This is a genomic window from Pseudomonas kitaguniensis, from assembly GCF_049199985.1.
GTDB lineage: Bacteria > Pseudomonadota > Gammaproteobacteria > Pseudomonadales > Pseudomonadaceae > Aquipseudomonas > Aquipseudomonas kitaguniensis.
This window is the reverse complement of sequence record NZ_JBLZPT010000004.1, coordinates 308,425-330,652: the sequence shown is the minus strand read 5'-3', so window position 1 is coordinate 330,652 and position 22,228 is coordinate 308,425. Positions and strand designations below refer to the sequence as shown.

Here is a 22,228-nt window from a genome sequence, read left to right as displayed (position 1 = left end):
CTGCTGTGCCTATGATCGGTCGCCTGGTGGTGGTCGGTCTGGGGTTGATCGGCGGCTCCTTCGCCAAAGGCCTGCGTGAAAGCGGGCTGTGTGGCGAAGTGGTGGGTGTCGACCTGGACCCGCAATCGCGCAGGCTGGCGGTGGAGTTGGGGGTGGTCGATCGCTGTGAAGCAGACCTCGCGCTCGCGTGCCAGGGTGCGGATGTGATCCAGCTCGCCGTGCCGATTCTGGCGATGGAGAAGTTGCTCGCGCTGCTCGCCGGTATGGACTTGGGGCAGGCGATTCTGACGGACGTCGGCAGTGCCAAGGGCAATGTAGTGCGCGCGGCGCAACAGGCGTTTGGGGGTATGCCCGCGCGTTTTGTGCCGGGCCATCCGATTGCCGGCTCCGAGCAGAGCGGGGTAGAGGCGTCCAACGCGCAGTTGTTCCGTCGGCATAAGGTGATTTTGACCCCGCTTGCACAAACCGACCCTGCAGCCTTGGCCGTGGTGGATCGTCTGTGGCGCGAGTTGGGCGCGGATGTCGAGCATATGCAGGTCGAGCGCCACGACGAAGTGTTGGCGGCGACCAGCCATTTGCCGCATCTGTTGGCCTTTGGTCTGGTGGACTCTTTGGCCAAGCGCAACGAGAACCTCGATATTTTCCGCTACGCCGCCGGTGGCTTCCGCGATTTCACGCGCATTGCCGGCAGCGACCCGGTGATGTGGCACGACATCTTCCTCGCCAATCGCGAGGCGGTATTGCGCACCCTGGACACCTTCCGCAGTGACCTCGACGCCTTGCGCGACGCGGTTGATGCGGGTGATGGCCATCAATTATTGGGCGTGTTCACCCGTGCGCGGGTGGCGCGCGAGCATTTCAGCAAGATCCTGGCGCGCCGGGCCTATGTGGAAACTGCAGTGAACACCGATGAGCTGACCTTTATTGCCAACCCGGGTGGCCGCTTGAGCGGGCGTATTCGGGTGCCGGGTGACAAGTCGATCTCTCATCGCTCGATCATGCTCGGCTCGCTGGCTGATGGCGTGACCGAGATCGACGGTTTCCTCGAAGGCGAAGATGCGCTGGCAACCCTGCAGGCGTTCCGCGACATGGGCGTGGTGATTGAAGGCCCGCACCATGGGCGCGTAACTATTCATGGCGTGGGCCTGCATGGCTTGAAGCCAGCACCGGGGCCGATCTATTTGGGCAATTCCGGTACGTCGATGCGCCTGCTCTGCGGCGTGCTGGCGGCGCAACGCTTCGACAGTGTGCTGACCGGTGATGCATCGCTGTCCAGGCGCCCGATGAGCCGCGTGGCCGAGCCATTGCGGGAAATGGGTGCAGTCATCGACACCGCGCCGCACGGGCGTCCGCCGCTGACCATTCGCGGTGGTCAGGCGCTGAAAGGCCTGACCTATGCGCTGCCGATGGCCAGCGCTCAGGTCAAATCCTGTCTGTTGCTGGCGGGGCTGTACGCCGAGGGTACAACCGCGGTCACCGAACCTGCGCCGACCCGTGACCACACCGAGCGAATGCTCCGCGGCTTCGGCTATCCGGTGCAGGTACGGGGCGCTACGGCATCAGTGGCGTCAGGCCATGTGTTGAGCGCAACGCGTATCGAGGTGCCGGGGGATATTTCTTCATCGGCCTTCTTCCTCGTGGCGGCGTCGATTGCCGAGGGTTCCGAGCTGGTGCTGGAACATGTCGGTATTAACCCGACGCGCACCGGAGTAATCGATATTCTGCGGTTGATGGGTGCCGACATCACTCTGCAAAACCCGCGCGAAGTCGGCGGTGAGCCGGTTGCTGATCTGCGTGTGCGCGCCGCTGCGCTGCGAGGCATCGAGATTCCCGAGGCCTTGGTGCCGTTGGCGATTGATGAATTTCCGGTGCTGTTTATTGCGGCGGCGTGTGCTGAAGGGCGCACGGTGTTGCGCGGTGCCGCAGAGCTGCGGGTCAAAGAGTCTGACCGCATCCAGGTTATGGCCGACGGTCTGCTGGCGCTGGGCGTGAAGTGTGAACCGACGCCCGATGGGATTATCATTGACGGTGGCCCGATCAGCGGCGGCGACGTGCACGCTCATGGCGATCACCGGGTTGCCATGGCGTTCAGCGTGGCTTCCCTGCGGGCGGCGGCGCCTGTTCGTATTCGTGACTGCGCCAATGTCGCTACATCTTTTCCGAATTTTCTTACACTGTGTGCCGACGTCGGCATCCGTGTTGCCCAAGAGGCTCAATTGTGAATATCAAAGCACCGGTGATTACCATCGACGGGCCAAGCGGCTCGGGCAAAGGCACGATCGCCGGCATCCTGGCCAAGCGCCTCGGCTGGTGTCTGCTGGATTCCGGCGCGCTGTATCGCTTGTTGGCGTTTGCCGCACGCAACCACGGCGTCGACCTGACCAACGAAGAATCCCTGAAGCTGCTGGCAGCGCACCTGGATGTGCAGTTTGTCGGCGCGACGGAAGGTCATCCGCAACGCATCATCCTCGAAGGCGACGATGTGACCGATGATCTGCGCAACGAGCAAGTCGGCTCCTGGGCTTCCCAGGTGGCCGCGCTCCCGGCCGTGCGCGACGCCTTGCTGCAGCGCCAGCGGGCGTTTCAGGAGCCGCCGGGCCTGGTGGCCGATGGCCGCGATATGGGCACTGTGGTATTTCCCGAAGCGCCGCTGAAGATTTTCCTGACTGCCAGTGCCGAGGAGCGTGCGCGTCGCCGTTACTTGCAGTTGAAGGGCAAAGTCGATGGTGTTAGTCTGTCGAGTCTGCTAGATGAGATCCGTGCACGCGATGAGCGTGATACCCAGCGCGCGGTAGCCCCGCTTAAGCCGGCGGCTGACGCTATTCAGCTGGATTCCACGGAGTTGTCCATCGAGCAGGTGCTGGAACGCATCTTGAGTGAAATCGCCATTCGCGATATTGCCGGGTGACCAAGAAGGCTGCAGGGGACCAGTCATAGTCCTGCGGTGCTTCTTCTAATTGAAACTAACCCACACCGTCTGGGGTGTGGAGATGGGCGTATTCTTCGCCCTTATCAACAGGAATTAAAATGAGCGAAAGCTTTGCGGAACTCTTTGAAGAAAGCCTAAAAACCCTGAACCTTCAGGCAGGCTCCATCATCACCGGTGTTATCGTTGATATCGATTACCAAGCTCGCTGGGTAACCGTTCACGCTGGTCTGAAGTCTGAAGCTCTGATCCCGCTGGAACAGTTCTACAACGATGCTGGCGACCTGACTATCAATGTCGGTGACGAAGTTCACGTTGCTCTGGACTCGGTTGAAGACGGTTTCGGTGAAACCAAGCTGTCCCGTGAAAAAGCCAAGCGCGCTGAATGCTGGATTGTTCTCGAAGCAGCCTTCGCAGCTGAAGAAGTGGTCAAGGGCGTTATCAACGGTAAGGTTAAAGGCGGCTTCACTGTCGACGTTAACGGCATCCGTGCGTTCCTGCCAGGTTCTTTGGTCGACGTTCGTCCTGTGCGCGACACCACGCACCTGGAAGGCAAAGAACTCGAATTCAAGGTCATCAAGCTCGATCAGAAACGCAACAACGTTGTCGTTTCCCGTCGCAGCGTCCTGGAAGCAGAGAACTCCGCCGAGCGTGAAGCTCTGCTGGAATCCCTGCAGGAAGGCCAACAAGTCAAAGGTATCGTCAAGAACCTCACCGATTACGGCGCATTCGTCGATCTGGGTGGCGTCGATGGCCTGCTGCACATTACCGACATGGCTTGGAAGCGTATCAAGCATCCTTCCGAAATCGTCAACGTTGGCGACGAGATCGATGTAAAGGTTCTGAAGTACGATCGTGAGCGTAACCGCGTTTCCCTGGGCTTGAAGCAGCTGGGCGAAGATCCATGGGTTGCTATCAAAGCGCGTTACCCAGAAAGCACTCGCGTTACCGCGCGTGTTACCAACCTGACCGACTACGGCTGCTTCGCTGAGCTGGAAGAAGGCGTGGAAGGCCTGGTACACGTTTCCGAAATGGACTGGACCAACAAGAACATCCACCCTTCGAAAGTCGTACAAGTCGGCGACGAAGTGGAAGTTATGGTTCTGGACATCGACGAAGAGCGTCGTCGTATCTCCCTCGGCATCAAGCAGTGCAAATCTAACCCATGGGAAGATTTCTCTGGCCAGTTCAACAAGGGCGATAAAATCTCCGGCACCATCAAGTCGATCACCGATTTCGGTATCTTCATTGGTCTGGACGGCGGCATCGACGGCCTGGTTCACCTGTCCGACATCTCCTGGAACGAAGTTGGCGAAGAAGCTGTTCGTCGTTTCAAGAAGGGCGACGAGCTGGACACCGTTATCCTGTCGGTTGACCCAGAGCGCGAGCGCATCTCCCTGGGTATCAAGCAACTGGAAAGCGATCCGTTCTCCGAGTACGTTCAAGAGAACGACAAAGGCGCAATCGTTAAAGGCACTGTGAAAGAAGTTGACGCCAAAGGCGCCATCATCGTTCTGGCCGACGATATCGAAGCGACTCTGAAAGCCTCCGAAATCAGCCGTGACCGCGTTGAAGACGCGCGCAACGTTCTGAAAGAAGGCCAGGAAGTAGAAGCCAAGATCATCAGCGTTGACCGCAAGAGCCGCGTGATCCAACTCTCCATCAAGTCGAAAGACGAGATCGAAGAGAAAGAAGCTATTCAGAGCCTGCGCGACAAGCCAGCTACCTCTGACATCGCTTCGGGTCCGACCACTCTGGGCGACCTGCTGCGTGCACAAATGGAAAAACAGAACTAAGTTCTGTCAGACCATAGAAAAAGGGCGACTTCGGTCGCCCTTTTTTGTGCCTGAAATTTGGTGCGGGTTATCAATAAGGCGTAACGATCTGCTCTGGCGCGCTATGGCTGCGCTGGTCACGTGTGCGTGGTTATGGGCTCTATCTGGCGGTATTCTCTCTTTTGGCTGTCCTGCGGCCTTACATGCGAGCAAGGCGCAGGTGCACGCCCAGCCGTGGTTCTCGGAGCTGCGTCCTAACGCTTTGAATATAAGTCAATACTCGGGCTGTTCAAAATCCTCCGACCATGCTAAAACCTCGGAAGCGCTTTTCCTAGCTGCTTGAAAAAGAAGGGAAAATATGACGAAGTCGGAGTTGATCGAACGAATTGTCACCCATCAAGGGCTGCTCTCATCGAAAGATGTTGAGTTGGCCATCAAGACCATGCTTGAACAGATGTCGCAGTGCCTGGCTACCGGTGATCGTATCGAGATTCGCGGGTTTGGTAGTTTTTCGCTGCATTATCGTGCGCCGCGTGTTGGCCGTAACCCAAAAACGGGTCAGTCCGTCAGCCTCGACGGTAAATTTGTACCCCACTTCAAGCCGGGCAAAGAGTTGCGTGATCGAGTGAACGAAGACGAGGAAGAAAACGTCTGAGAGTGACTGGTTTTGAGGGAGAGATGATTATGCGTGGGGTTAAGCGCGTTTTTGCAGTGTTGATTGTGCTGGTTATCGCGTTCGCGGTTTTGGCGTTCGTGCTGGAAAACCAGCAACACACAGCTTTGTCGTTTATTGGGTGGGCTACACCGTCCTTGCCTGTTTCGCTGTTTGTGGTGTTGGCGCTGATCATTGGTCTGCTGGTGGGGCCTGCGCTTGTGTTGCTGAGCGGCCTAAAAAGTAGTCGGCGCCTGAAGCACAGGGCTTAGCATCCGGCCATTTCGATTGGCCCGTATCGTAAGGTGCCCGCTCATCCGTTCGTCGGGCAACTTGGCGTACTGACGATCAATTTGATCGAAGACTCCTCTCAAAACGCTGGCTGCATGTCATATTTGCGCGTATCGGAAATCTCCTTATAGGCGTAAGGAAATACCCTACATACTTGTCAAGACTTGTAATGTAGGCGATAGATGGCAAAATGCTCGGCATTCTCGATAACAGGCATTTTTGTGTGTTCCTGACCTAGCAGAGACGCCGGGTTGTGAGCGGTATTCACATAATTATAAATAAAGACCGCAAATCGTCTGCATAACGAGCCCGCAGTTTCTCCTTGAAGGCAGGTTTTTGTTGTGAGTAGTAATTTCCGCGCGCCATCGGTGCCCCCGTCCGACGAAATCGACCTCGTCGCGCTTTTTCAATCCGTCCTGCAGCAAAAAAAGCTCATCGCACTATTCGCCGCTGGCGCTGTGCTGGTGGCCGGCATTTACGCGTTTTCGGTGACCCCGGAATATCAGGTAAGCAGTGTTTTGCGTCCTGCCGCTATCAATGAGCTGGATGCGTTGAATCGGTCCGAGCTTTATAAGCTGTCTTCCGGTGAGGCGCTTTTAAAAGTGGGCGCGGCGCTGGAGTCGTACGAGACGCGCTTGGGGTTTTTTCGCGAGAATCAACAATTGTTCAAGAGCTTTGTTCGTCCAGGGCGCAGCCTTGAGCAAAGTTTCGAAGCGTTTAATCAAAACTCGATCAAACTCGTAATGCCCGACGCAAAGACGTCTAACTCTATCAGCGCTTTCATCAGGCTAGAGATGAATTATCCGCAAGGCGTTGATGGCGTTGCAATTCTTAACAATTTCGTGGGCTATGCCATCGCGTCTGAGCGTAAGCAAATTGCGGCTGACTTGACTGTCATCATACAAAATAGGCTCAATGAAATATCCGGAAAGCTCGACGCCGCACGGGCCAATTATCTCAATACCAAGGAAGCCAAGATCGCTTCTTTGCAAGAAGTAGACAGCCTTCGGCGTGCTCAATTGACGGACGAACTGAAAGCGCTTCGTGAGCAGCTGAAAATCCAGCGGGCTGACCGCATCGCTCAATTAAATGAGGCGATAGGCATCGCCAAATCGTTGGGCATAGAAAAACCTTCCTCGCCGACATCGTTGGGCGAGTCGCGCCGTGAAAGCGGTAGCATCATGCGAACAGAGATAAACAATCAGCAAATCCCGCTCTACTTTATGGGGGTTGAAGCGCTTCAAGCCGAGCGCGCTGCGTTGTTGGCGCGCAAGTCAGATGACTTTACTGAAGGGCGTATCGCTCAAATTGCCAAAGAGCTGCAGTTGCTCAAGGCCAACCGTGAAGTCGAAGTGCTGGGCCAGCGTAAAAATGAAGATATTTTTCTCGCGGGTGTAGAGCCGCTGCGTGCTGAAGTCGTACGGTTGAAGTTTTTCAACACAAATATGGATGAGCTCAAGCTCGCCGTTGTCGATCAGCAGGCTCTACAGCCACTGCGTCCAGTCAAACCGAAAAAATTGCTGATCCTTTTGATCGGTTTGATCGCAGGTCTTGCGCTAGGTGGTGCAGTGGCGGTCGCCCGCAGTTTGCTGCGGCGCCGGCCGGTCTTTTTTACCTCTGAGCCTGCGCTCGCGAAGGATAAAGCCACGCCGGCGCTGGCAAACAAGCCTTAGGTCGCTTTGAGCATTTTCCACCCTCGCTCACTTTTCGTAGCGTGAGCGAATTATCAGATGGCTAATCAGGTAATCTCTTTCAAGCGAGATCAACATATTCCGGCGCTGATACTGCTTCAGGCGCCAGGAACTGTGAATGGCTGAGAAGCTCCAATCGTCGGGTGGTTTGCTCAAGTTTTGCTTTATTGATCGTCAGGTTTTTTTGGCGGTTTGCCAGGGTTGAGGGTTTTGATACGGTGCCCCGACGGGAGCAGTGAATTCTGCCCGTTGCGTCGTGATGAGTTGAGAAATGGAGTTGTGTCGGATGGGTCTTACGTTGAAGCCAATTATCTCTTCAGGGGTCCCTGAATCTGCACGTGCGCTATTTTGGGAGGTTTTTTTTGCTTCCCGAGGGCGAGGCATCGACCTGGCTACCCATTTTCCGTGGCTGGCGTGCGACGAAAGTGTGTTCTGCATTGAATTCATCAACCCTGAAGCCGAGAACGAAACACTTGCCGCCCTGGTCGTAAGGTCTCTGGATAATGGTTCAGGCAACGCTATCGGGCTGGTAGGGCTCGTGTGTGTCGCCGAGCAGTGGCGTGGAAAAGGCTTGGCTTCACGTTTAATGGCCCGCGCTGTCGAGTTTGCCGAGAGCGAAAATTTGGCCGCCTTGGTGCTCTGGACGCAAAAACCGGAGGTTTACGTTAACCAAGGATTCGTCACCGACCAGGAAGATCGCTTCGGTTCTGTCGAATGCGCGCTCGATCAGCCTGTCAAACTTGCGTACACGACCCACGATTGGCCTGATTCAGCCAGTCGTTCGACCCGCGGTCTGCCGCCGTTTGCGGTGAGTGGGCAAGTCATATCGAGTGAAAAGGCGCGACTTGTTGTGCTGGCGTCACACAACGGCCTCACCGTCGCAGAGTGGGACGGGGACAGCAAAGATGTCGTCGAACTGATGATGGCGTGCCTGCCGGCTCGGTGGTCTCTTAATAGTGCTCAAGATGACCCTTTGATAGCTGAATTGGAAAAAAGTGGATTGGCGCTCAACTTGCAGCCAGCCGCCGTCAGAATGGTTAAATATTTAAGTGGCCGCACGGCGGTTAAGCTTCCGAACATCAAATTTCTTGATCGGGTCTGAAAAATGTCAACTACAACGTCACCGCTACCTCTCGTGAAAGTCGCAATGCCGCCCCGCGATATTCTGCTCCCTGCGTTGGAGTCGGTACTCTACAGCGGCATGATTTCTGAAGGGGAACATGTCTATCGTTTTGAAGACGTATTTGCTGAAACCTTCAAACTGAAAAATGTATTGGCAACCAGCAGCGGCACTGCGGCCCTTCATTTGTCGATGCTGTTGGCGGGCGTAGGTGCAGGTGATGAAGTCATCACCACCTCCATGACGGCAGAGCCGACCAATACGACTATTTTGCAAATGGGCGCGACGCCAGTATTTGCAGATGTTGAGCGCACGACCGGTAACCTTTGCCCTGACGCTGTAGAAGCTGCAGTCACCAAAAAAACCAAGGCCATCTGCGTTGTGCATTACGCCGGTTACCCTGCGCGTCTCAAAGAACTCAGAGCTATTGCGGATCGACACAATATCTCGCTGATTGAAGATTGCGCCCACGCCTTGGGTGCTGAGTATGGCGGCGAGCCTGTTGGCTCGATGGCCGACTACGCGATTTATTCATTTCAAGCCATTAAGCATATGACCACTGTAGATGGTGGGATGCTGGTAATGAAAGACCCTGCGCAAATGGCAGAGGCGCGCAAGCTGCGTTGGTTTGGCCTGGCGAAAGGCGTGCCGCGTACCGAAGTCGATATTACGACGGTAGGCTACAAATACAACATGCATAACGTCGCTGCCGTGATTGGGTTAAAGCAACTCGAAGGCATTTCGCCGTTGTTGAAAAAGCATCACGATAACGGGCGTTATTTTGATCAGGCATTAACCGGAATAGCAGGTATTGCGCCGGCGACTGTCGAGGCGCAAGCCAAACCGGCCTACTGGCTGTACACGCTGTTGGCAGATGACTCGGACGACATTGAGAAACTGTTAGCCGCTAATGGCGTGATGGCATCGAAACTCCACCGCCCAAACCATTTTCACTCGGTGTTTAAACCGTTTGCAGGCGCGATGCCCGGCCTGGACGATTTCTACAAGCGCCTGGTGCATATCCCATGTGGCTGGTGGGTGTCTGATGAAGATCGCGAGCGGATCGTCCATGTCCTCAAACGTGGTTGAGCGGAGCGCATCTGATGTCTGAAGTCATCCCGCTGTATGGCGTCGTCAGCCTGCCTGAAATGGAAGCTGTAGCGCTGGACATACTGCGTTCCGGGAGGATCGCTGGAGGCGAGTGGGTACCGAAGTTTGAGGAAAGCCTGAAACAACTCACCGGCCTGCCGCATGTTGTATCAACCGTCGATATGACCAGTGCGTTGTTTCTGGCTTTGCATCTGTCGGGGGTTGAGGAAGGTGATGAGGTGCTGACCACGGCCTTTGCATGCCTCTCAACCAACTCCGCCATTGCACAACACAAGGCGCTGCCCGTTTGGGTGGATGTGAGCCCTGGCACCGTGTCTATGGACCTCGCCGACCTGGAGTCGAAGATCACTGAAAAAACCAAAGCGGTGATCGTGTATCACGTTGCCGGCTATCCCGGACCGGCGAAAGAGATTAGCGAGTTGTGCAAAAAGCACAACATTGCGTTGATTGAAGACTGTGACAACGCACTGCTGGCCGAGCACGATGGCGTGCCGGTGGGTTCGCATGGGGATTTTGCGATTTACTCGTTTTATCCGAACCGGCAAATCAATACTACTGAAGGCGGTGCATTGGCTTGCCGCAGTGAGTCAATGGCTATCAAAGCGCGTCAGTTAAGGCGTTTTGGTATTGACTTCACCACCTTCAGAAGCAAGAGCGGTGAAATCAGCCCGGCCTCGGACATACCCGAGATTGGTTGGGGTATGACCCTGAATAACTTGTGTTCAGCGCTGGGCTGCGCGCAAATTCCGACCCTGCATGCCAGGCAAGCACGTACGGTCAGGAATGTGCAAACCCTGCGTTCGCTGTTGTCCGGCGTAGACGGTATAACACCCGTTGTGGTGTCGCAGTTCAGTAAGCCTGCGTACTGGGTGTTCTTGTTGTTTGTCGATAACCGAGAGCACGTACTCAGTGAGTTAAAGCGCAAGGGTGTAATGGCCTCTATCGTGCACCAGCGCAATGACATCTACAGCGGCTTCAGTGCGCAGGCCTGTGCGTTGCCCCATACCGATTATTTGCAGGCCAATGTGATCGGCGTGCCGTGCGGTTGGTGGCTGGAAGAGGATGATGTGATACAGGTCGCAAGCGCGTTGAAAGAAGCCGTCGGCGTTACAGTCATTAATCACGTCGACAGCGGCGCATGAACTGGCGCGTGCCTGCGATTGGGCGAATGTTAATGCTGTACGCGGGGAGGTCTTCCAGCTTGCTGGTGGCTTTCCTTTTTTTACCGTGGTACAGCCGATTACTGGGCAGCGCACAGTTCGGCGTCGTGGCAGTTATTCTGTCGCTTCAAGCACTGCTGGTCATGATGGATTTGGGTATGTCGACCCTGACCGGGAGGGAGGTTTCCGTTGCGTCCGACGACAGTCGTTCTCTGCGCACCTTGCTGCAAACAGCCGAACTAAGCCTTTCGGGCTTTTACGCGATTCTATTAGGCGTGGCAGTCGTGCTGAAGCTCGCCTACTTTGGTGATTCAGCCTCCTGGCTAGTGGTGATCGGCGCGGTCGTATTGTTTTGGCTGCTGGTCATGCAAAACCTCTACTACTGCAGTTTGATCGCGTGGCGAAAATACACCTTGGGCAGTGGTATCCAGATAGTCGGCGTGGCCGTTCGTGCGGGTGTAACAGCCGCTGCGCTTATGTATATAGCCGCGACGCTGGAAGTGTTCATCATCACTCAGTTGCTGGTCACCGCTGTGCACTGGTGGTGCTCACGGTTTGCTGTAATGCGGAAGATTTCTGCCCACAACACGCCGGCAGTCGAAGAAAAGCGGCCGACACTTAAAGATGCAATAGCACTGACCAAGACGGGTGGGGCGCTGGTTTTATTCTCCGCTGCAGGCGCTGCGGTGACGCAGTTGGATAAGCCCATCATATCCATATTCGCCTCCGCCAGCAGTGTAACGCCGTACTATTTGGCAAGCCTGTTATGCATGACGCCAATTTCTATTCTGGCAGGGCCCGTCAGTCAGTATTTTCAGCCGATACTCTTGCGCGAGGCGGCGCAGGGGATACTGGGTCAAGCACAGAAGACAGTGAAGCGCTTTGTGCTGTCGGTTTTTTTCGTCACGGCGTTGCCCACCTTCATACTGTGGTGGTTCCGCGCACCCATTATCGAGCTGTGGGTTGGACCCAGTGAAAGTAACCGCTTGATCGCAAGCTATATCGCGATATTGCTGCCTGGACTGGCCATTGGCGCGTTCGGTTTTATCCCTTATAGTTTGCTGATTTTTTCCAAGGATTATCGTTTTCAAGCAGCGATGTCTGCCTGCCTGACAGCAGTGACCCTGGTGTTGGCGACGGTCGCTGCCGTTGAGAAGAATATCGAAGCCGTCTGTTACGCCTACTCGGCCTACCACATTGCTTCGACCGTGGTTTCGTGGATAAGGGCGTCAAGGCTCCCGGAGGTCGGTGCCTACGCAAAAAGCGCGGCGCTACTGATGTCGGTGTTGATTGTCGCATCTGTCTCGGTGTTTGGCGTCGCGCTATATATATTTATTTAATAGGTGGATTCAACAATGTTTGATAATAAAGTTTTGATGATTACGGGCGGTACCGGTTCTTTTGGTAACACCGTACTGAACAGATTTTTGAACACCGATGTTAAAGAAATCATCGTCTTCAGCCGTGATGAAAAAAAACAGGAAGATATGCGGATTGCGTTAAACAATCCCAAAGTCAAGTTTCATATCGGTGATGTCAGAAATTATGAAAGTATTAATCGCGCCATGGCCGGTGTCGACTATGTTTTTCACGCGGCGGCACTGAAGCAAGTACCGTCCTGCGAGTTTTACCCAATGGAAGCGGTTCTGACAAACGTCACCGGCACCGAAAACGTACTGAACGCCGCGATTGATAATAACGTAAAGCGTGTGGTGCTCCTGAGTACCGATAAAGCCGTGTACCCGATCAACGCCATGGGTATTTCAAAGGCCATGGGCGAGAAGATTCTGATCGCCAAGTCGCGTACCGTTCGCGAAGGCGGCCCGGTCTTTTGCGCGACCCGCTACGGCAACGTGATGGCTTCGCGTGGCTCGGTCATTCCGCTGTTCGTCGATAAAATCAAAGCCGGTGTTCCACTGACCGTTACTGATCCGAACATGACCCGCTTTTTGATGAGCCTGGAAGACTCGGTCGACTTGGTACTGCATGCTTTCGAGCATGGCGAACAGGGCGATATCTTCGTGCAGAAAGCACCGGCCAGCACCATCGGTGACCTGACTGTCGCATTGAAAGAGTTGTTCGCCAGTGAAGCAGTGGTCAATATCATTGGTACGCGCCACGGTGAAAAACTGTACGAGTCGCTGGTGTCTCGCGAAGAAATGGCGAAGGCCAAGGACATGGGCCGGTACTACCGTATTCCTGCAGATAACCGTGATTTGAACTACGACAAGTTCATCATTGAAGGGCAGCCTGAAGCAAACGCGATTGACGATTACACCTCTCACAATACCGAGCTGTTGACGGTCGAGCAGATCAAGCAGCTGCTGCTGACGCTGACCTATATTCAACAGAATATCGGTTAATCAGCATGACCTTGTTAAGCGTGATTATACCCACTCACAACCGCGCCAAGTACGCGGTGCAGTCCATCAGGTCGATTTTAGAACTGTCGCCTGATATTCAAGTGGTGGTGTGCGACTCCAGCCCGGTTGATGAGATCTCTGGCCACTTCGTGGACAGTTACTCATCCGCGCGTTTACAGTTAATCAGGTCGGGCCAGGGCATCAGCGTGGTCGATAACTTTAATCTCGGGCTCGAGGCGGCGGAGGGCGAGTACCTGGTGTTCATCGGGGATGACGACTTCGTTGGTAAAGAGGTTGTGCAGGTCGCTGAGTGGGCGCGAGGCAAAAAAATTGATTCTGTGAAATTCAATTTTCCGGCCTTGTATTACTGGGATGACTTTAAGCACTCCACTCAAGGCGATGCTTATTCCGCGACCCTGCACATCACGCCCTTTAACGGCTCCGTAACGCCTCACGACTTGAAAGCATCCATGCGCCACGCGCTGGATAACTTTGGTGGTGGGGTTTTTGATATGCCCCGGGCCTATGCCGGTATGATCTCTGCAGATTTGGCACGCCGGATCAAACTGAAGTACGGTCACGTATTTGGCGGTGTAAGCCCTGACATATACAGCTCTTTTCTTATTGCCAATGAATCGAATGCCTGCGTACTGGTAGATTATCCGGTTATTATACCGGGCGCGTCAGGCATGAGTACCTCTGGGCAAAGCAGTTCAGGCGGGCATTACGGAAAGCTCAGGGACAACGCTCATATTGCCCCGTTTAAAAATTTGATATGGGATGAACGTATCCCGGAATTTTATTCGGTGCCGACCGTGTGGTCCTATTCGCTGTTGAAAGCTGTTGAAAAAGTAGAAGCGTCTGACGGCCTCGACATACAGCCAAATTTTGGCCGCGTGCTGGTAAAGTGTTTCGTGTATTTTCCGCGCTCCTATAAAGAAACGTTTAGTTCTTTTCGGCACACTGCAGCACGCTATGGTTACGCAAAGCTCATCACTCAAGTGGTTGGCGCTGTGTGGGCGGAGTTTATGTGGGTGTTGTCACGTGTTTCTACAAAGCTGTTTAAGTCCAAAGCAACAACTGATAGCTCAGTCTTGAAAGGGCTTGGAACGACGTACAGCGCCAGTCAGGGCTTGCAACAGTTTTTAACTGATTGCCCTGCAAAACTTAAGCTCCCCGCATGACGGGAGCGTGCAAAGTGTAAGGCGTTAGTGTTGATTTTTTAATAAGACTGACGCCGTTCACCGTAAAAGAACAGCAAGAGGCGTGTGGTTTAGCGTTAAATTTTTAAAGATGTATCTCAATAGTTAACGCGGTTAGGTGAATAGGTTTTTAATGGAATTTTATGTTTCGAGTACCTTGTTTTTTGTGATAGCGAGTTTGTTTGGTAGCTACACAAGGTGGCCGCGTACATTTTTTTTCATAGGCCTGCTCCCGATGATCTTGATCGCGTTGCTGAGAGGCAATGTCGGTATTGACACGGCTGTCTATTTGCAAGAAATACAACGCATCGCGGAGGCCGGCGAGTACACGCGTACGTTTGAGCCTCTGTTTGAAGGGCTGATTCTGTTCTTTTCCAGCTTCCTGGACTCTCCAAGAGCTGTATTGGCCGCGTTAGGCGCACTCACGACGGCTTTTTTAGTAATGGGTGCGACGCAGAAAAACCAATCGCTGCTGTTCTTTTGCGCCTTTATTATTCCCGTTTATTATTTTGACATGGTCATGAATGGGGTCCGCTATGGACTGTCGTTTGCGATCGTTTTTTGGGCGTTGATTTACTTAAGGGACGGCAAAGAGAAACGGTTCATCGCCTGGGTGGTGGTGGCCAGCCTGATTCAAAGTTCGGGCGGGCTGCTCGGCCTTATGTTGTATGTCCTGCACAGTCGGCGCTGGAGGGTGTTGATTGGTTGCTCGATTCTGTTCGCGGTGGGGTTTGTCGGCGCCTACCCGTATTTCATGGCTAAGCTTCAGAATTACTCCGAGATTTATACGGCGTCTATTTTTTCTGGGCTGTCGACTTTAATCGTCACCGTGGCGGCGCTTTTCATCTGGATGCTTGACCCCGGCACCCGAAAAAACACTTTCTCGGCCTGTTGTATTTTGCTCGGTGTCGCATGCTTGATGTTCGGCGTTGCGCAATTTTCATACGCAGGCTTGAGATTTTTGCAGTTAGTCAGCTTCGCGACGTTTCTCTACTTCATCATTTCGATGTCGAGCAATCGCGTCACGCTTTCCAACGTGTCCACCGCAGCGTTGTTGGGGATAGCGGTTATTGCATTCATTCTAAAAATGAAGAATTTCGCGGACAGCCTTAATGAAGGTCCATCGCCCTTTGTGCCTTACCTGTTTTTTTGGGAGTGAATCTTATGCCTGAGGCGATGTGCTCAATCATTGTCCCTGTGTTCAATGTGCGCGAATTTTTGCAGCGGTGTTTGCTGAGTTTGAAAGCGCAGACGTATAAAAATATCGAGATAATCATCGTTGACGACGGTTCCACCGACGGCTCGATGACGTTCTGCAAAGAATTTTTTGCGCACGACCAAAACGTCAAGTTTTTAGAACAGGTCAACAGCGGGCAAGGCGTGGCGCGCAATTTGGGTGTGAGCGTCGCCTCGGGGGAGTACATTGTTTTTGTTGACGCAGACGACTGGATTGATAAAGACCTGTGCTCAGACTTAGTCTCGCGCATGAACGAGGGGCTGTTGGATTTCATTAATTTTGGTCTTGATTTTGTCACGCAAGACGAAAAAGTTGTTCATGACATCAGCCGTTTCCGCTTTGAAACCTTGTCGGGAGATGCCATCTTCAAGGCCGCGATGTTAGATGACGCGGTGTTATCCAGCCCCGTCAACAAGATGTACCGTCGTTCATTTTTGCAGGAACACGCTATCGAGTTTCCAGCCGTCCGCGCCTGTGAAGACATGTATTTTTCCAGAGCAGTGTCTTTTTTCTCATCGAAGACAGCGTTTATTTCCAAAGTTTATTACCACGCCTTAATTAGAAATAACAGCACCAGCCGGTCTATCAGTGGCGTGTTTTTTAATGCGCTGATAGAGGTCATCCGATTGGAGTCTGTGTTTCTCGAACACAATGGCGTGGCGCAAAAATACCATCACTTATTCCTTGCTCATGTGTCCAAGCAAATTGCCCATGCGTTAGTGCTCGCCGCTTTCCGTATGCCGGTGTATACGGAGTACGAACACGTGGTGGTCAGGCTAATGGGGCTGCCCGAGATGAAGTCAGCCAATAGCCAGGACGTGCAGGCATTGCTTGGGGTTAAACACAAGGTGGTGTTGAGACTTGCCAAGTCTCCACGAATGCTGCGTTTAATGGCAAACACCTTAAAGCTTGTCAACTATTCTCCTTACTGATTTATAGGTTAAATACTGTGCTGAAAGTGTATGGTTTTAGAGGGCTCTTGAAGCTGCTCTGTGACGTGTTGTACAGCAGGCTGTTTTATCCGGGCGCGCGTATTGTGCGACGTCCGTTTTATATGCGCGGTGCGCGGCATGTGGCCATCGGTAAGGGTTTTACCACGGGCGTAGGCTGCAGAATTGACGCGTTCCCCGAACAGGCCGGCACGTGCATCCACATTGGTAACGATGTACAGATCAATGATTACGTGCACCTGGGCAGTGTTGAGTCGATCAAGATCGGCGACAGGGTGTTGATCGCGAGCAAGGTTTTTATCAGTGACCATAACCACGGTGTCTATAAAGGCAGCGAAGCCCATTCCTCGCCGTTTGAGAGCCCCATCGAGCGCAAGCTTGTGTCGGCACCTATCGTGATTGAGGAGGATGTGTGGCTCGGTGAGTTCGTGTGTGTGCTGCCGGGTGTGACCATCGGGCGGGGCAGCATTATCGGTGCGATGTCGGTGGTGACGCGCAACATTCCGCCAATGTGCATTGCGGTGGGGTCGCCGGCTAAAGTGATAAAAACCTATGACGTTGCCAGTTCATCGTGGGTGGCGGTATGAGCGCAGTGAGCACTGCACCAAGCAAGCCGCGCGTGGCAGTGTTAATGGCGGCCTACAACGGTACTCAATGGCTGCAAGAGCAGGTCGACTCGATTCTTGGTCAGCAAGGTGTCGACGTTACGTTGTTTGTGAGTGTGGATATATCGTCAGATAACACCGAGCAATGGGTGACTGCACTCAGTGAGGCTGACGCACGCGTTGTTCCGCTGCCGTATGGCCTTAAGTTTGGCGGGGCGGCGAAAAACTTCTTTCGCTTGATTCGTGATGTTGATTTCAGTGGTTATGATTATATTTCCTTCGCCGATCAAGACGATATTTGGGTCGCCGACAAACTCGTATCAGCGCATCAAACACTTTCCAATACCCGCTTTTCAGCTTACTCGGGTAACGTTACAGCGTTTTGGCCTGACGGCCGCCAGGTCATCCTGAATAAGGCACAAGCCCAACAAAAGTATGACTTCATTTTTGAGGCCGCAGGCCCAGGCTGTAGTTATGTGTTGAAGGTGGCAGAGGCGAGTGCTTTCAAACAGTTTTTGGTGGATAACTGGTCCGCAGCGAATAATGTTTCTCTGCATGATTGGTTGATGTACGCCTGGTTTCGCGCCCAGGGCTTGGCGTGGTACATCGACCCTTGCCCGAAGATACTGTATCGTCAACATGCTAATAATCAGGTAGGCGCCAATGAGGGCGTAAAAGCGCTTATGGCTCGCCTCTCCTTGATGCGTTCTGGTTGGTACAGAGCTGAAATAGCCAAAATTACCCAGCTGTTGTCGGCAGACTTGCCGACACTGCCTGCCGAGTTAAAGACTTCCGGGAAAGTTCCATTAACTTTCCTGGTGAAAAACTTCAATTGCACACGGCGTCGACTTCGTGATCGTTTTCTTTTAGCGATCGTGATCATTTTCGGAATTTATTAGTGCGAGGGCTACGCTGATGAACAGCGTATTTGTAACGGGTGCGTCGGGTTTTGTTGGCCGGGCATTAGTCGAGCGGTTAGTCGCCGACAACATTCCCTGCGTGGCGGCGGTACGACGACACGTTGATTCAATTCCTGCGTCTGTTAAAACGGTCAATTTTGACTCGCTGGACGAGTCGTTTGACTGGTCGACGGCGCTGGTTGGCCAAGCCGTTGTGGTTCATTGCGCGGCGCGCGTGCATGTAATGAACGATACCGTGGCCGACCCGCTTGCCGAGTTCCGTAAAGTCAACGTTGGCGGCACCCTGCACCTCGCGGCACAAGCTGCGGCGGCAGGCGTGAAGCGGTTCGTGTTTGTCAGTTCGATCAAAGTCAATGGCGACGGCACTCAGCCGGGCAGTCCTTACACGGCTGACGATGTGCCTGGCCCCACCGACCCCTATGGCGTGTCGAAGAGGGAGGCCGAAGACGGGCTGCGTGCCCTGGCTGAAAAGACCGGCATGGAGGTCGTCATTATTCGTCCGGTGCTGGTATACGGCCCCGGCGTTAAGGCTAATTTCCTCAGTATGATGCGTTGGTTGGATAAGGGCGTTCCTTTACCGTTTGGCGCTATTGGTAACAGCCGCAGCCTGGTCGCCATTGATAACCTGGTTGATTTGATCGTGACGTGTATTACACACCCGGCGGCGGCGAATCAGACCTTTTTAGCCAGTGACGGGCAGGATTTATCCACCACAGGCCTGCTGACTAAAATGGCCGAAGCGTTGAATAAACGGGCTTATCTTCTTCCCGTGCCGGGTTTTATGTTGAAAGTTGCTGCTGCGGCTGTCGGAAAAAAAGACCTGTCGCAGCGACTATTGGGTTCGTTGCAGGTCGATATCGCCAAGACCAAGGCGGTTCTGCAGTGGCAGCCGCCGGTGTCGGTTGACGCGGCGCTTAGAACAACGGCTTTACATTATTTGGAACGTAAAAATCAATGATCTACTGGTCTCTGGCTATCGTCGTTGTTCTGCTGTCGCTCGTGCTGACAGGCGCGTTAAGACGTTACGCTTTGTCGAGAAGCATTATGGACATCCCCAACGCCAGGAGCTCGCATTCGGTTGCGACCCCGCGCGGAGGAGGCGTTGCGATCGTACTGGCGTTTCTTTTGTGTTTGCCGGTACTCGGTTACGCCAACCTGGTTCCACTGCAGGTACTGATTGGCCTGGGTTGCGCGGCCGCATTGATCGCGATTATCGGGTTTATGGATGATCACGGTCATATCGCGGCACGTTGGCGCTTGCTCGGTCACTTCTGTGCGGCGGCGTGGGCGCTTTTTTGGTTGGGTGGGCTTCCGCCGCTTCAGCTAATGGGCGTCAGCATTGATTTTGGCTGGATTGGGCACATCCTGGCGGCGTTCTATCTGGTCTGGATGCTTAACCTCTATAACTTTATGGACGGCATTGATGGTATCGCCAGCGTCGAAGCTATTTGTGCCTGTCTTGGGGCTTGTTTAGTCTACTGGCTTGTCGGCCTGCCCCAGCTGATCTGGCTGCCGTTTTTACTGGCCATGGCGGTGACAGGTTTTCTGTTTTGGAACTTCCCGCCCGCACGAATTTTCATGGGCGACGCCGGCAGCGGGTTTCTAGGTCTTGTACTGGGCGTTATTTCGATTCAGGCGGCGTGGACGTCTTCACAGCTATTTTGGTCCTGGTTGATCCTGCTCGGGGTGTTTGTAGTCGATGCGACCTACACGTTGATCCGTCGCCTGATGCGCGGTGACAAGGTTTACGAGGCTCATCGCAGTCATGCCTATCAATACGCTTCGCGGCGTTTTGGGCGCCATCGCCCGGTCACAGTGGCGGTGGTGGTAATCAACGTGGCTTGGTTGCTGCCTTGGGCGATCGCTGCGGCGGTCTATCGGGTGGACGGCCTTGTGTGCCTGTTGCTGGCCTACCTGCCGTTGGTAGCGTTGGCGGTGAAGTTTCATGCGGGTAAGCTTGAGAACGCTGATTAGCAGCACGGTGATATTTTCAGTCAAAAACCGCCGAGAACCGTACAATGAGGGCTGGCGCTTAATTAGCAGGAGCAGTCTGGGTGGACGAAGGGGTTATGGAGAAATTACGGGCGATGCTTGTGGGTCTGCCGCGGCGTCAGAAACGCCTTATTCAGGTATCCACTGACGTATTTGTCGTGTGGGCGGCGTTGTGGCTGGCATTTGTCGTAAGGCTTGGCATCGATGACATGGTCGATCCGCTGCGTGACCATTTGTGGCTGTTCCTTGCCGCACCTATAGTTGCGATTCCGTTGTTCATTCGTTTCGGAATGTACAGGGCGGTCATGCGCTATTTCGGCAACGACGCTTTAATTGCGATTATCAAAGCCGTCAGCCTGTCGTCTCTGATCTTGGGTGTACTGGTGTATTGGTACAGCAATCACCAGACGGTTGTTCCGCGCTCGATTATTTTCAACTACTGGTGGCTCAGCCTGATCATGGTCGGCGGCCTGCGCCTGGCGATGCGTCAGTATTTCCTCCGTGACTGGTTTGCGGCGGTTCAGCATGTGCCCTTCACCAGCCGTGAAGACGGCCTGCCACGTGTCGCCATCTATGGCGCCGGTGCGGCGGGTAACCAACTGGTTGCCGCGCTGCGCATGGGTCGCGTGATGCGCCCGGTAGCCTTCATTGACGATGACACGAGTATTTCCGACCGTGTGATCTCCGGTTTGCAGGTGTACAAACCCAAGCACATCCAGCGCATGATCGACATAACCGGTGCCCAAGAGATTCTGTTGGCATTGCCCTCTTCAAACCGGGCGCGTCGTCGCGAAATTCTCGGCTTTCTGGAGGTTTTCCCGCTGCACGTCAGAAGCGTTCCCGGCTTCATGGACTTGGCCAGCGGGCGTGTAAAGGTTGACGATATTCAGGAAGTCGACATTGCCGACCTCTTGGGCCGCGACGCCGTACCGGCGCAGCACGAACTGCTAGAGCATTGCATCAAGGGCCAGAGCGTCCTCGTGACCGGCGCTGGCGGTTCCATTGGTTCCGAGCTTTGCCGGCAGATCCTGTCGCTGCGCCCGACCACGCTGTTATTGTTCGAACACAGTGAGTTCAATCTCTACAGTATTCTGTCTGAACTCGAGCAGTTCGTGGTACGAGAGTCGTTGCCTGTGAAGGTGTTGCCGATCCTGGGCTCTGTGCGCAACAAGGCCAAGCTCCTGGACGTGATGAAAACCTGGCATGTTGATACCGTTTATCATGCGGCGGCCTATAAGCACGTACCGATGGTCGAGCACAACATTGCCGAAGGCATCTTGAACAATGTGATCGGCACGCTGAATACAGCCCAGGCTGCGCTTCAAGTGGGTGTCGCAAACTTTGTATTGATTTCAACCGACAAAGCCGTTCGCCCGACCAACGTGATGGGCAGTACCAAACGCTTGGCCGAGCTGACGCTTCAGTCGCTCAGTCGCGAACTCGCTCCGGTGTTATTCGGCGAAAATTCCAACGTTTCGCACGTTAACAAGACCCGTTTCACGATGGTGCGTTTTGGCAATGTGCTGGGTTCTTCCGGTTCTGTGATTCCGCTTTTTCACAAGCAGATCAAGTCCGGTGGGCCGCTGACGGTGACCCACCCGAAGATAACGCGTTACTTCATGACCATTCCCGAGGCGGCCCAGTTGGTGATTCAGGCGGGTTCCATGGGCAGGGGCGGTGATGTGTTCGTGCTGGACATGGGCGAACCGGTAAAGATCGTCGAACTGGCCGAGAAGATGATTCACCTTTCCGGTTTTAGTGTGCGCTCTGAAAAGAACCCGCATGGCGATATTTCCATCGAGTTCTCCGGCTTGCGCCCGGGTGAAAAGCTTTACGAAGAATTGTTGATCGGTGACAACGTGGTGGCGACGCAACACCCGATGATCATGAGCGCCAACGAAGACTACCTGCCGTGGGATGTGCTTAAAGCCAAGTTGACAGAGTTACTCGCCGCGGTGGATCAGGATGATTACACGCTTGTTCGCCAACTGCTGCGTGACACCGTGAGTGGCTACGCACCTGATGGCGAAATCGTCGACTGGATTTACCAGCAACGTCGCCTGGAACCCTGAATGCGTCTGTACTCATCAACGTCTATTAGAACGTTGATGTGAAAAAAAAGGCCGACATTGATCGGCCTTTTTTTTTGACGCAAAACGCGCTGTTGAATCGAATTTTGTAAAAATACCGGCCGTAAAAGCTTCGCCAAATCGTGTTCGGGTATGATTGAACAA

General features: G+C 54.0%; 19 protein-coding genes. All 19 read left to right on the top strand.

Annotated features, from left to right (window positions below):
• Positions 1–11 precede the first annotated feature (11 nt).
• The 19 genes from ACOZK9_RS08730 to ACOZK9_RS08640 all read left to right on the top strand — a co-directional run bounded on the left by ACOZK9_RS08730 (position 12) and on the right by ACOZK9_RS08640 (position 22,066).
• On the top strand, positions 12–2,222 hold the full coding sequence (locus ACOZK9_RS08730) for a bifunctional prephenate dehydrogenase/3-phosphoshikimate 1-carboxyvinyltransferase (RefSeq protein ID WP_259642492.1): 2,211 nt from the start codon (positions 12–14) through the stop codon (positions 2,220–2,222).
• The gene (gene cmk, locus ACOZK9_RS08725; RefSeq protein ID WP_003172653.1) at positions 2,219–2,908 is read left to right on the top strand and encodes a (d)CMP kinase; all 690 of its coding nucleotides are present in this window, start codon (positions 2,219–2,221) and stop codon (positions 2,906–2,908) included. Before ACOZK9_RS08730 ends, cmk begins: the two co-directional genes overlap by 4 nt.
• Before the next feature lie 119 nt (positions 2,909–3,027).
• Positions 3,028–4,722, top strand: a complete 1,695-nt coding sequence (gene rpsA / locus ACOZK9_RS08720) for a 30S ribosomal protein S1 (RefSeq protein ID WP_017136102.1) — start codon at positions 3,028–3,030, stop codon at positions 4,720–4,722.
• Positions 4,723–5,059: 337 nt separating this feature from the next.
• Entirely contained in the window at positions 5,060–5,356 is a 297-nt protein-coding gene (gene ihfB / locus ACOZK9_RS08715) for an integration host factor subunit beta (RefSeq protein WP_017848846.1), read from the top strand.
• 29 nt (positions 5,357–5,385) lie between these two features.
• Positions 5,386–5,625, top strand: a complete 240-nt coding sequence (locus ACOZK9_RS08710; protein ID WP_058412951.1) for a lipopolysaccharide assembly protein LapA domain-containing protein — start codon at positions 5,386–5,388, stop codon at positions 5,623–5,625.
• Between the two features lie 360 nt (positions 5,626–5,985).
• The gene (locus ACOZK9_RS08705) at positions 5,986–7,317 is read left to right on the top strand and encodes a Wzz/FepE/Etk N-terminal domain-containing protein (RefSeq protein ID WP_172979941.1); all 1,332 of its coding nucleotides are present in this window, start codon (positions 5,986–5,988) and stop codon (positions 7,315–7,317) included.
• A 304-nt stretch (positions 7,318–7,621) separates the two neighbouring features.
• Entirely contained in the window at positions 7,622–8,437 is an 816-nt protein-coding gene (locus tag ACOZK9_RS08700) for a GNAT family N-acetyltransferase (RefSeq protein ID WP_172979943.1), read from the top strand.
• Positions 8,438–8,482: 45 nt separating this feature from the next.
• Positions 8,483–9,544, top strand: a complete 1,062-nt coding sequence (locus ACOZK9_RS08695) for a DegT/DnrJ/EryC1/StrS family aminotransferase (protein ID WP_206670055.1) — start codon at positions 8,483–8,485, stop codon at positions 9,542–9,544.
• A 14-nt stretch (positions 9,545–9,558) separates the two neighbouring features.
• Positions 9,559–10,707 (top strand): DegT/DnrJ/EryC1/StrS family aminotransferase, encoded by a 1,149-nt coding sequence (locus tag ACOZK9_RS08690; RefSeq protein WP_421555618.1) that lies wholly within the window; start codon positions 9,559–9,561, stop codon positions 10,705–10,707.
• Positions 10,704–12,065: a lipopolysaccharide biosynthesis protein gene (locus ACOZK9_RS08685; protein WP_153000275.1), complete on the top strand. Its 1,362-nt coding sequence runs from the start codon at positions 10,704–10,706 to the stop codon at positions 12,063–12,065. Before ACOZK9_RS08690 ends, ACOZK9_RS08685 begins: the two co-directional genes overlap by 4 nt.
• Before the next feature lie 15 nt (positions 12,066–12,080).
• Entirely contained in the window at positions 12,081–13,088 is a 1,008-nt protein-coding gene (locus tag ACOZK9_RS08680) for a polysaccharide biosynthesis protein (protein WP_058412928.1), read from the top strand.
• Between the two features lie 5 nt (positions 13,089–13,093).
• Positions 13,094–14,272: a glycosyltransferase family 2 protein gene (locus tag ACOZK9_RS08675; protein ID WP_152751155.1), complete on the top strand. Its 1,179-nt coding sequence runs from the start codon at positions 13,094–13,096 to the stop codon at positions 14,270–14,272.
• 151 nt (positions 14,273–14,423) lie between these two features.
• Positions 14,424–15,449: an EpsG family protein gene (locus ACOZK9_RS08670; protein WP_058412926.1), complete on the top strand. Its 1,026-nt coding sequence runs from the start codon at positions 14,424–14,426 to the stop codon at positions 15,447–15,449.
• A gap of 5 nt (positions 15,450–15,454) precedes the next feature.
• A complete protein-coding gene (locus ACOZK9_RS08665) occupies positions 15,455–16,459 on the top strand; it encodes a glycosyltransferase family 2 protein (protein ID WP_152751157.1) in 1,005 nt (334 codons plus the stop codon).
• Positions 16,460–16,506: 47 nt separating this feature from the next.
• Positions 16,507–17,064 (top strand): LbetaH domain-containing protein, encoded by a 558-nt coding sequence (locus tag ACOZK9_RS08660; protein ID WP_235592415.1) that lies wholly within the window; start codon positions 16,507–16,509, stop codon positions 17,062–17,064.
• Positions 17,061–17,981, top strand: coding sequence for a glycosyltransferase (locus ACOZK9_RS08655; protein WP_122250464.1), 921 nt, complete (start codon positions 17,061–17,063; stop codon positions 17,979–17,981). Before ACOZK9_RS08660 ends, ACOZK9_RS08655 begins: the two co-directional genes overlap by 4 nt.
• 13 nt (positions 17,982–17,994) lie before the next feature.
• The gene (locus tag ACOZK9_RS08650) at positions 17,995–18,960 is read left to right on the top strand and encodes a UDP-glucose 4-epimerase family protein (protein ID WP_152751161.1); all 966 of its coding nucleotides are present in this window, start codon (positions 17,995–17,997) and stop codon (positions 18,958–18,960) included.
• Positions 18,957–19,976: an MraY family glycosyltransferase gene (locus ACOZK9_RS08645; RefSeq protein ID WP_152751163.1), complete on the top strand. Its 1,020-nt coding sequence runs from the start codon at positions 18,957–18,959 to the stop codon at positions 19,974–19,976. Before ACOZK9_RS08650 ends, ACOZK9_RS08645 begins: the two co-directional genes overlap by 4 nt.
• 95 nt (positions 19,977–20,071) lie before the next feature.
• Positions 20,072–22,066: a polysaccharide biosynthesis protein gene (locus ACOZK9_RS08640; RefSeq protein WP_058412920.1), complete on the top strand. Its 1,995-nt coding sequence runs from the start codon at positions 20,072–20,074 to the stop codon at positions 22,064–22,066.
• Positions 22,067–22,228: the final 162 nt, after the last annotated feature.

Bases quoted from the DNA above. Each gene is read 5' to 3' on its own strand.
- ACOZK9_RS08655 (WP_122250464.1), top strand. From the start codon at position 17,061: ATGAGCGCAGTGAGCACTGCACCAAGCAAGCCGCGCGTGGCAGTGTTA.
- ACOZK9_RS08730 (WP_259642492.1), top strand. From the start codon at position 12: ATGATCGGTCGCCTGGTGGTGGTCGGTCTGGGGTTGATCGGCGGCTCC.
- ACOZK9_RS08700 (WP_172979943.1), top strand. From the start codon at position 7,622: ATGGGTCTTACGTTGAAGCCAATTATCTCTTCAGGGGTCCCTGAATCT.
- ACOZK9_RS08690 (WP_421555618.1), top strand. From the start codon at position 9,559: ATGTCTGAAGTCATCCCGCTGTATGGCGTCGTCAGCCTGCCTGAAATG.
- ACOZK9_RS08680 (WP_058412928.1), top strand. From the start codon at position 12,081: ATGTTTGATAATAAAGTTTTGATGATTACGGGCGGTACCGGTTCTTTT.
- ACOZK9_RS08685 (WP_153000275.1), top strand. From the start codon at position 10,704: ATGAACTGGCGCGTGCCTGCGATTGGGCGAATGTTAATGCTGTACGCG.
- rpsA (WP_017136102.1), top strand. From the start codon at position 3,028: ATGAGCGAAAGCTTTGCGGAACTCTTTGAAGAAAGCCTAAAAACCCTG.
- ihfB (WP_017848846.1), top strand. From the start codon at position 5,060: ATGACGAAGTCGGAGTTGATCGAACGAATTGTCACCCATCAAGGGCTG.
- ACOZK9_RS08695 (WP_206670055.1), top strand. From the start codon at position 8,483: ATGCCGCCCCGCGATATTCTGCTCCCTGCGTTGGAGTCGGTACTCTAC.
- ACOZK9_RS08640 (WP_058412920.1), top strand. From the start codon at position 20,072: ATGGAGAAATTACGGGCGATGCTTGTGGGTCTGCCGCGGCGTCAGAAA.
- ACOZK9_RS08645 (WP_152751163.1), top strand. From the start codon at position 18,957: ATGATCTACTGGTCTCTGGCTATCGTCGTTGTTCTGCTGTCGCTCGTG.
- ACOZK9_RS08675 (WP_152751155.1), top strand. From the start codon at position 13,094: ATGACCTTGTTAAGCGTGATTATACCCACTCACAACCGCGCCAAGTAC.
- ACOZK9_RS08670 (WP_058412926.1), top strand. From the start codon at position 14,424: ATGGAATTTTATGTTTCGAGTACCTTGTTTTTTGTGATAGCGAGTTTG.
- ACOZK9_RS08665 (WP_152751157.1), top strand. From the start codon at position 15,455: ATGCCTGAGGCGATGTGCTCAATCATTGTCCCTGTGTTCAATGTGCGC.
- ACOZK9_RS08710 (WP_058412951.1), top strand. From the start codon at position 5,386: ATGCGTGGGGTTAAGCGCGTTTTTGCAGTGTTGATTGTGCTGGTTATC.